This window comes from Mesorhizobium sp. M0848, assembly GCF_040319805.1.
Lineage (GTDB): Bacteria > Pseudomonadota > Alphaproteobacteria > Rhizobiales > Rhizobiaceae > Mesorhizobium.
Map to the genome: position 1 here is coordinate 139286 of NZ_JAMYOM010000020.1, position 9458 is coordinate 148743.

Genomic DNA, 9458 nt, shown 5'->3' on the forward strand with positions numbered 1-9458 from the left:
GCCCGGATCAGGGGTGGATTTAGGAGATTTCGATGGCGGGACTTGCACGGGGTGTCGCGGTGGCGGTCCTCCTTTTGTCGATGACGACGTTCGGCTTCGCCGCAAACAAGGTCATCATCATTCTCGATGCGTCCGGCTCGATGTGGGCGCAGATCGACGGCAAGCCCAAGCTCGAAATCGCCCGCGAGTCGCTTCGAACCGTGCTTCAATCGGTCCCCACCGACGACGAGATCGGCTTCATGGCCTATGGCCATCGTGCAAAGGGCAGCTGCGACGACATCCAGCTGATCGTGCCGCCGCAGGCAGGTTCGGGCAGCGCCATTTCGGCCGCTGCCGACAGCCTGAAATTCCTCGGCAAGACACCGCTGACCGCTGCCGTCAAGCAGGCGGCCGAGGCGTTGAAATACACCGAGGACAAGGCGACCGTCGTGCTCATCACCGACGGGCTCGAAACATGCGGCGGCGACCCCTGCGCGCTCGGCAAGGAGCTCGAGGCATCCGGCGTCGACTTCACCGCCGATGTCGTCGGCTTCGGCCTCACCGCCGACGAGGGCAAGCAGATCGCCTGCCTCGCCGACAACACCGGGGGCAAATACATCCAGGCCTCCGACGAGAAGGCGTTGCAGGAGGCGCTTGCCGAGACAGTGGCGGCGCCTGCTCCTGAACCGGCTCCGGCACCTGCGCCAGCGCCCGCGCCGGAGCCGGCCAAACCGGAATTCAATTTCCTGCCGATAGCGGTGCTTGCCGAGGGCGGCGATCCCGTCACCGACGGCAACGCCTGGGAAATCCACAAGGCCAAACCCGACGGTACGCGCGGCGACTACGTCAGCACCGAATACGGCGCCTATAAGGCCAATCTGGAACCGGGCGACTATATCGTCGTGGCCAGTGACGGCCAGGCGAAAACCGAGCAGAAGGTCAAGATCGAGGTCGGCCAGGTCTACAAGCCGCTTTTCAACTTGAATGCCGGCACGCTCATCATCCACCCGCGACCGAACGCGGGGGCGGATGTCGTCGATGGCGCGGCTGTCGTCATCGATTATCCGGGTGCAGACATGCCCGCGACCTTTTATGGGACGACGAAAGCCGTGTTGCCGGCCGGCGACCAGAAGGTGACTGTCACGATCGGGCAGGGGGCGGCTACCGAGACGATTCCGCTGGCTGCCGGCAAGACCGTGGAAAAGGACATGATTGCCGGTGTCGGCCATGTCGTTGCCAATGCTTATTATGCTGCCGGCGGCGACAAGGCGGACGGTTCAGGCATCGGCTTCAAGGTGCTCAAGGCAAAAAAGAAGATCGATGGAACCAGAGACGAGGTGACCTATGCCTACGGACCCGACAGCAAATTCGATCTGCCACCCGATGACTATGTGTTGATTGCGACGGTTGATCTCGCCGTCGTCGAGCAGCCGTTCACTGTCAAGGTGGGCGAATCTCAGAATCTGAAGGTCGCAATGAATGCCGGCGTGCTGGCGATCATCGCGCCCGGAGCCTCGAAGATCGAGATTTTCGAGGCCAAGAAGGACATCAACGGCAACCGCAAGTCGCTTGGCTATGCATTCGACCAGAAGTATCAGGCAGCGATCCCTGCGGGCGACTACGCCGTCGTCTCGGAGAAATCCGACAACAGTTCCAAAGAAGGCAACGTGACGGTCAAGGCCGGCGAGCGAGCCGAGCTAACCGTGCAATAGAATCGTATGCACAACCGCAAGAGGGCGGCCATGTGCCGCCCTTTTTCGTGAACTACGCAGAACTGCCGTCAAGCCGTGCCGAAGGCGCTGGCGCCATGATCGGCGCGGCCGACCAGTTGTCGAAAGCCGGCAAACAGCTCGCGGCCGAAACCGAACTCGTTGCCGATGAGATCGGCATCCGCCGTCCGGCGCAAAGCGAAGTCGCCGGCCGGCACCAGCACTTCGAGTGTGCCGGCTTCGGCGTCGAGCCGGATGATGTCGCCTTCGTGGATCCTGGCGATAGGACCCTCCTCGACCGCTTCCGGCGTGACATGGATCGCCGCCGGCACCTTGCCGGAGGCGCCCGACATGCGTCCGTCGGTGACCAGCGCCACGCGCTGGCCGCGATCCTGCAGGATGCCGAGCACGGTAGTCAGCTTGTGCAGCTCCGGCATGCCGTTGGCCTTGGGCCCCTGGAAGCGGATGACGGCGATGAAATCACCGATCAGCGTGCCGGCCTTGAACGCATCGTTCAGCCCTTGCTGGCTGTCGAAGACCTTGGCCGGCGCCTCGATGATACGCCGCTCCGGCTTCACCGCGGAAGTCTTGATGACGGCGTGGCCGAGATTGCCTGACAGCACCTTCAGGCCGCCGGTCGCCTGGAATGCCTTGTTGAACGGCGCCAGCACCTTTTCGTCGCCGCTTGCCTTCGGCGAGGCCTCGCGCACCACGCCTCCGTCGGCGCCGAGCTTTGCCTCGACCGCATAGGGCCGCAGGCCTTCGCCCCACACCGTCTGCACATCCTCATGCAAGATGCCTTCGTCGAGCAGCTCGCGGATCAGGAAGCCGAGCCCGCCGGCGGCGTGGAAATGGTTCACGTCGGCGAGGCCGTTCGGATAGACCCGCGCCAGCAGTGGCACCGCCTCCGACAGGTCGGAAATATCCTGCCAGGTGATGGCTATGCCGGCCGCCGCCGCCATGGCGATCAGGTGGATGGTGTGATTGGTCGAGCCGCCGGTGGCGTGCAGGCCGACGACGCCGTTGACGATCGAGCGTTCGTCGATCATCCGGCCGACAGGCGTATAGGCGTTGCCGAGCGCGGTGATCGCCAGCGCCCGCTTCGTCGCCTCGCGGGTCAACGCCTCGCGCAGCGGCGTGCCAGGGTTGACGAAGGAAGCGCCCGGCGTGTGCAGGCCCATGATCTCCATCAGCATCTGGTTGGAATTCGCCGTGCCGTAGAAGGTGCAGGTCCCCGGCCCATGATAGGATTTGGACTCGGCCTCCAGCAGTTCGGCGCGTCCGACCTTGCCCTCGGCGAAGAGCTGGCGGACCTTGGCTTTTTCGTCATTGGGCAGGCCTGATGTCATCGGTCCGGCCGGAATGAACACCGCCGGCAGATGGCCGAAGGTGAGCGCTGCGATCACCAGCCCCGGCACGATCTTGTCGCAGACGCCGAGATAGACGGCGGCGTCGAACATGTTGTGCGACAGGCCGATCGCGGCGGCCATGGCGATGACATCGCGCGAAAACAGCGACAGCTCCATGCCGGGCTGGCCTTGCGTGACCCCATCGCACATTGCCGGTACGCCGCCGGCCACCTGGGCGATGCCGCCGGCTTCGCGGGCCGCGTCCTTGATCAGCGCCGGGAAGGTCTCGAACGGCTGATGCGCCGACAGCATGTCGTTGTAGGAGGTGATGATGCCCAGGTTCGGCACCTTGTCGGCGCCAAGCGCGAGCTTTTCCGAGGGGCTGCACACCGCAAAGCCGTGGGCGAGATTGCCGCACGACAGCACAGCCCGGTTGGCGGTGCGGTTCGATGCCTCGGCGATGCGGCCGAGATAACGCTCGCGGCCTGGCTTTGAGCGCTGGCGGATGCGTTCGGTGATGGCTTCGATGTCGCGTCTGGCGGTCATGGCGGTCGGTCCTTTCAGGCGAGGTCCCGGAAACATCCTCCCGCCGTTTGCCGGGACCAGAGTAAATCGAGATTCAGGGGGCCCAGAAAACCTCTACGGGCTTATGTGCTGCGTCGAGCACGGCACGGATTGGCTTTCGCGGCCCGGGCGCAACCGCGCCGTCGAAGGCGACACGCTTGTCCTCACCCTCTATGTGCAGCGCGATGAAGCCGGCTTCGACGATGCGCGCCAGCGACAGGGTCAGCCGCGGCTCGCCCGCGCTTGCCGCATGAACGGGCAGCACGATCCTGTCGGAAGACGGCTCGAGCAGCGTTGCCAGATCGTCGGCATCGGGAAAGAACGAGGCGGTGTGGCCGTCCGGCCCCATGCCGAGAACGACGACATCGAGCGGCCAGGGTAAGGACCGGAGCGCTGCATCGTCGGACGAGGCCGCATCCTCGATGCTGGTGGCTTCGTGATAGAGCGGCACGAAACGAGCCGCCTTGGCCGCGTTCTGCAACAGATTGGCGGCTACCAGCCCGGCATTGGAGCGTGGCGAGGAGGCCGGCACGAAACGCTCGTCGACCAGCGTCACGATCACCTTGTCCCAAGCGATAGGTATCGCCGAAAGGGCGGCGAAGAATTTTGCCGGCGTGGTGCCGCCGGAGACGGCGAGCAGCCCCGTGCCGCGCTCGGCGATCGCCTTGGTCAGTCTGCCTGCAACATGGCCGGCAAGGGCTGCCGCCAGTTCCTGGCGCTCAGCGAAGCCGTTCCAGCTATAGGCGGCGCTGTTCAATTGCTCTCGTGCCATGTCCGCCCGTCACGTTCGATCAGTGCTATCGAGGCCGATGGGCCCCAGGTGCCCGCCGTGTAGCCCTGCGCCTCCTGCCTGGCACTTTCCCAGGCATTCTGGATCGGGTCGATCCATTTCCACGCCGCCTCGACTTCGTCACGGCGCATGAACAGGGTCTGGTTGCCACGGATGACGTCCATGATCAGCCGCTCATAGGCGTCCGGCGCGCGGCCATCGAAGGACTGCGCAAAACTCATGTCGAGCGAGATCTGGCGCAACCGCATGCCGCCCGGACCCGGATCCTTGATCATGATGAACTGCTTGACGCCTTCGTCGGGCTGCAGCCGGATGACCAGCTGGTTGGCGAAGATCGGACCAGCGCTGTCGCCGAAGATCGAATGCGGGATCGGCTTGAATTCGATGACGATTTCCGAAACCCGGGTTGCCAGCCGCTTGCCGGTCCTGAGGTAGAACGGAACGCCCGCCCAGCGCCAGGTGCCGATCTCGGCCTTGATGGCGACGAAGGTCTCGGTATTGCTGTCGTGGGAAAGCTCCTCGACATAGCCCTTTACAGCTCCGCTGGCCGAGGCGCCTGCGCGGTACTGGCCGCGCACGGTGTGCTTTGGCGCCTCGTTGCCGTTGATGCGCTTCAGCGCCCGCAGCACCTTCAGCTTCTCGTCGCGCACGGCGTCGGCATCCATCGATGACGGCGCTTCCATGGCGACGAGACACAGCAGCTGCAGCATATGGTTCTGCACCATGTCGCGCAGCGCGCCGGCCTTGTCGTAATAGGTGACGCGGTCTTCCAGACCGACGGTCTCGGCCACTGTGATCTGGACATGGTCGATGTGGGCTGAATTCCACAACGGCTCGTAGAGCGCGTTGGCGAAGCGCAGCGCCATCAGGTTCTGCACCGTCTCCTTGCCTAGATAATGGTCGATGCGGAAGATCTGGCTTTCGTGGAAGTCGTCGCCGACCAGGTCGTTGAGCTTGCGTGCCGAATCGAGATCGCGGCCGATCGGCTTTTCCAGCACGATGCGCGAGTTCGGCGTGATCAGATTGTGCTCTTTCAGCTTGTGCGAGATGTCGCCGAACAGCGCCGGCGCCACCGCCAGGTAGAAGGCTCGGATGCGGTCGCTGTCTCCGATCGCCTTCTTAAGCTTGTCGAAGCCGGCGCCGCTCGTCGCATCGGCGGAGACGTAGGACAGCCGCGCCAGAAAAGTCTTCAGTTCCTTGGCGTCGATGTCGGCCGGTTTGACGTGCTCGGAGATCGCCTGTTTGGCGAAGGCCTGGAATTCTTCGTCGCTCATTTTCGAGCGCGACGTGCCGATGATGCGTGTCGGCTCCGAAAACTGATGGTCGCGCTGGCGATAATAGAGCGACGGCAGAAGCTTGCGTTCCGACAGATCGCCGGTGCCGCCGAAAATGATGAAGTCGAAAGGCTCGACGGGGATGATCTGGCTGGTCATGGTCTGTCCGCTTTGACGCCGGTCGCTGTGACGCGGCTGATATAATCTAATCGATTTAAATTTTCCAGTGCCATGGTGTCACATCTGGGTGTATGCGCCGGCCCCTTGACAGTCCGATGACCCGGAGGCTTGTCGAAGGCGCGGCTCCGGAAGCCTTCGCAGTTGCAGCATAGAGCGGGATCGACGCGAAAGCCAAAGGAGAAATCGGCGATGGACCCACATCTTTCGGCCAATCCGGTCAGAAGCCGTGGCTTTGCGCGGAGGAGCGCCAATGACGTGCCCGTTGATCGTCACCAATAATGAGCGGAAAAAACATGCGTCTGGAAAACAAGGTTGCGATCATCACCGGTGCTGCGTCGGGTTTTGGCGAGGGCATCGCCAGGCGCTTTGCGCAGGAGGGTGCCAGGGTCGTTGTCGCCGATCTCAACGCCAGGGGTGCGGAGCGCGTCGCCGGCGAAATCGGTGAAGCTGCGATCTGGACCCAGACGGATGTCTCGCTGCGCTCCGAATTCGACGAGATGATCTATGCCGCGAAAAGCGCCTTCGGCCGCATCGACATCATGGTCAACAATGCCGGTTACACCCATCGCAACGGCGACATGCTCAATGTCGACGAGGACACCTTCGACCTGATAACCGCCGTCAACATGAAGGCGATCTATCACGCGGCACTTGCCGTGGTGCCGATCATGGAGCGGCAGGGCGGCGGCGTCATCCTGACCACGGCCTCCACCGCGGGTCTGCGGCCGCGCCCCGGCCTCACCTGGTACAATGCGTCGAAAGGCTGGGCGATCACCGCCACCAAATCGATGGCGGTGGAACTGGCGCCGAAGAACATCCGCGTCAACTGCCTCTGCCCGGTTGCCGGCGAGACCGGCATGCTGGAGAAATTCATGGGCGCCGACACGCCCGAGATCCGCGAGAAGTTCCGCGCATCGATCCCACTCGGCCGGCTTTCGACGCCGCTCGACATCGCCAACGCCGCACTCTGGCTGGCCTCGGACGAGGCCGCCTTCATCACCGGCGTGGCGCTGGAGGTCGATGGCGGCCGCTGCATCTGAAAGCCTGATGTATGTCGCTCGAAAGCGGCCCCGGTTTGGGAGAACGACATGCATCAGAACAACAGGCCTGCCTCACGCAGAGCGGTGGGCGTCAGGCGCCGGTCTTGATGTAACTCTTGTAGATCCAGCCGGTCTTGCCGTTGTAGGTGATCTGGCACCATTTCTTGCAGCTCATCACCTGCACCGAGGTTTTGGCTGGCACCGTACCGATGGCGGCGGCATTTTTCTTCGGGCCGCTTCGCATGGTCACGGCCCTCAGGATGCGCCCTGTTCCGGCGGCTGCGGCTTTCCTGGGCTTCGCCTTGGCTTGGCTGTCATCGCCTTCTGCCGCTGGCTCTTGCGGCTGCACCGCGGGGATGGCGGCGGTTTGTGCGCCGTCGGGGTGGTTGCCCGCGGCTGCGCTGGGCGCGGCTACCTTGGCAAGTTCGGTGGCGGCATCGGTATCGGCTGCCGGCTGTGCGAATGCCGCAGCTTGCTTGTCCGCTGCCTGGCTGGGAGCAGTCGAATCGGAAGTGGCGGCGTCCTTCGGCTGCGAACCGGTCCAGCGCGGATCGTTGGCGGCGAGTGCGGAGATGTTGGCTTGCGCGGCCGCCACGGTTGTCGGAATAGCGTCGGACTTGCGCGCCTGCGGCACGGCTGCCGCGGCGACCGCGGCCCCAACCGGGGTTATTTTCGTCGTCTTCACCGGAACCGTTGGAATGGTCTGCTCGGGGCTCGCTGCCGCTTGTCTGTCGCTGGCCGGCAATGCCAGCCACAGCGCCACGGCGGCGACGCCAAGCAGCGCGGCAGTGCCGATCGCGGCGATCACCAGATGCGAGTTCGAACGGACTTCCTGCCAGAAGGACGGCCGCATGTCGTATCCGAACTGCATGGCAAAGCGCCGACGTTCCGGCGTACCGAAACTGAAGGGCTCTCTCACTCTTGCCACCTCCATAAGCGGGGCCGACGTTCTATCGGTCGGTGCCGGAAGTCCGGCGTCTGATCCGCATAGGTCAAAAAAACAACGCGGGCAGTCCCGCAACAATCCCCGAACAATCGCCCAGAACCGGCAGCTTTCGCCTGCGATTGTGGCATCAGTACGCCATTATAGGGGATTCTGCGCCTTTGCGGGAAATTGCGCAATGCGTCGCACGGGCAACAAATGTTACAATGAATATTACAATATTACATCAGGTCGGTCGGCTAGATCCTGTCCCGCAACGCAAACCAGTTGAGCGCCAGGAACAGCAGCGGCGTGCGGAAGCGCCGACCGCCGGGGAACGGCGGGATTTTCAGATCCTCGATCAGCTTCAGCCGGTCGCGGTTGCCGGCAACGGTTTCAGCATAGAGTTTACCGAAGTAGTTCGACAGCATGACGCCGTGGCCGGAATAGCCGCCGGCCGAGATCACATTGGGCATCACTTCGCGCACGAAAGGCTTTCTCGGCACCGTGATGCCGACATAGCCGCCCCAGCCATGCGTGATCTCGACATCCCCGAGCGCCGGATAGAGTTCCGCGATCTGGCGGCGGATGTGAATGTGGATATCCTTCGGATCGTTGACGCCATAGACCTCGCGTCCGCCAAACAGCAGCCGTCCGTCCTTCGATCTGCGGAAATAGCGCACGACGAAGCGGGAATCGTCGACCGCCTCGCCGCCCGGCAAAACGTTCGAATCCGCTCCCAAAGGCACGGTCGCACCGATGAAGGAACCGATCGGCATGATGTGCGCCGCACTAACCGGCTCGAGCGCGCCGCCATAGGCGTTGACCGCTATCAGGCATTTCTGCGCCGTCACCGTCCCCCTCGGTGTCGAAACCTTGACCTTGCCGCCACTGGACATGATGCCGGTTGACGGCGTCCCCTCGAACAGCTGCGCGCCTGCAAGCGCTGCCACCCGCGCCGTGCCGATCACCAGCTTCATCGGATGGATGTGGCCGGTGCCGGTGTCGTGCGTGCCGCCGAAATAGGCGGTCGAGCCCAACCGCTCCGCCGTCTCCCTGGCATCCATGAACGAGATATGCGGGTAGGAAAAACGGCTCGCCATGATCTCGGCATGCGCCTTGTAGTCGTCGACATAGCGCGGCTTGTGCGCCACCGAGAGCTGGCCCGGCATATAGTCGATATCGATCTGGTTGGCGGCAGTGAATTCGAGGAGATGCGCCTTGGCCTCTTCGGCAAGATCAAACAGCGCCTTGGCGCGGGCCAAGCCATACTCGGCTTCCAGGTCCTCGGCCCAGGCGCGCTGGCCGGTGCCGAGCTGCCCGCCATTGCGACCGGAGGCGCCATCGCCGAAGCGGTAAGCGTCGATCAGCACGACATTGGTGCCTGCCTTGGCCAGGTGCGCCGCCGCCGACAGACCGGTAAAGCCGCCGCCGACGATGACGACATCGCATGCCCGGTCGCCATCCAGCGCCGGGTATTCAGGTCTCGGACCGGCTGTGTCCTCATACCAGGACCGGCCGGGGGAGATCGGGGATTGGTAGGCCATGATGCTCGCAGGGAGTAGGGGAGTAGGGGAGTAGGGGAGTAGGGGACTAGGAGACTAGTCGACTAGACGACTAGACGACTCGACTTGTATTGAACTAGAGTGGG

The 9458-nt window shown here is 63.6% G+C and carries 7 protein-coding genes; 2 read left to right on the forward strand and 5 right to left on the reverse strand.

Annotated features, from left to right (window positions below):
- Nucleotides 1-32: 32 nt before the first annotated feature.
- Nucleotides 33-1691 (forward strand): vWA domain-containing protein, encoded by a 1659-nt coding sequence (locus NKH95_RS22675; RefSeq protein ID WP_352893269.1) that lies wholly within the window; start codon nt 33-35, stop codon nt 1689-1691.
- A 68-nt stretch (nt 1692-1759) separates the two neighbouring features.
- Here the strand turns inward: NKH95_RS22675 and edd are convergent, their stop codons facing one another.
- The 3 genes from edd to zwf all read right to left on the reverse strand — a co-directional run bounded on the left by edd (nt 1760) and on the right by zwf (nt 5824).
- Nucleotides 1760-3583, reverse strand: coding sequence for a phosphogluconate dehydratase (edd, locus tag NKH95_RS22680; protein WP_128302653.1), 1824 nt, complete (start codon nt 3581-3583; stop codon nt 1760-1762).
- 73 nt (nt 3584-3656) lie between these two features.
- The gene (gene pgl / locus NKH95_RS22685) at nt 3657-4373 is read right to left on the reverse strand and encodes a 6-phosphogluconolactonase (protein WP_352893272.1); all 717 of its coding nucleotides are present in this window, start codon (nt 4371-4373) and stop codon (nt 3657-3659) included.
- Nucleotides 4355-5824 (reverse strand): glucose-6-phosphate dehydrogenase, encoded by a 1470-nt coding sequence (gene zwf, locus NKH95_RS22690; protein WP_023809187.1) that lies wholly within the window; start codon nt 5822-5824, stop codon nt 4355-4357. The genes pgl and zwf overlap by 19 nt, the downstream gene beginning before the upstream one ends.
- A 314-nt stretch (nt 5825-6138) precedes the next feature.
- Here zwf and NKH95_RS22695 point away from each other — a divergent pair, with 314 nt between their 5' ends.
- Nucleotides 6139-6885, forward strand: coding sequence for an SDR family oxidoreductase (locus NKH95_RS22695; RefSeq protein WP_352441046.1), 747 nt, complete (start codon nt 6139-6141; stop codon nt 6883-6885).
- Nucleotides 6886-6976: 91 nt separating this feature from the next.
- Here the strand turns inward: NKH95_RS22695 and NKH95_RS22700 are convergent, their stop codons facing one another.
- Nucleotides 6977-7804 carry an SH3 domain-containing protein gene (locus NKH95_RS22700; protein WP_352735553.1) on the reverse strand — a complete coding sequence of 276 codons (828 nt, stop codon included), beginning with the start codon at nt 7802-7804 and terminating at the stop codon, nt 6977-6979.
- A gap of 263 nt (nt 7805-8067) precedes the next feature.
- Nucleotides 8068-9354 carry an NAD(P)/FAD-dependent oxidoreductase gene (locus NKH95_RS22705; RefSeq protein WP_352893275.1) on the reverse strand — a complete coding sequence of 429 codons (1287 nt, stop codon included), beginning with the start codon at nt 9352-9354 and terminating at the stop codon, nt 8068-8070.
- Nucleotides 9355-9458 lie beyond the last annotated feature (104 nt).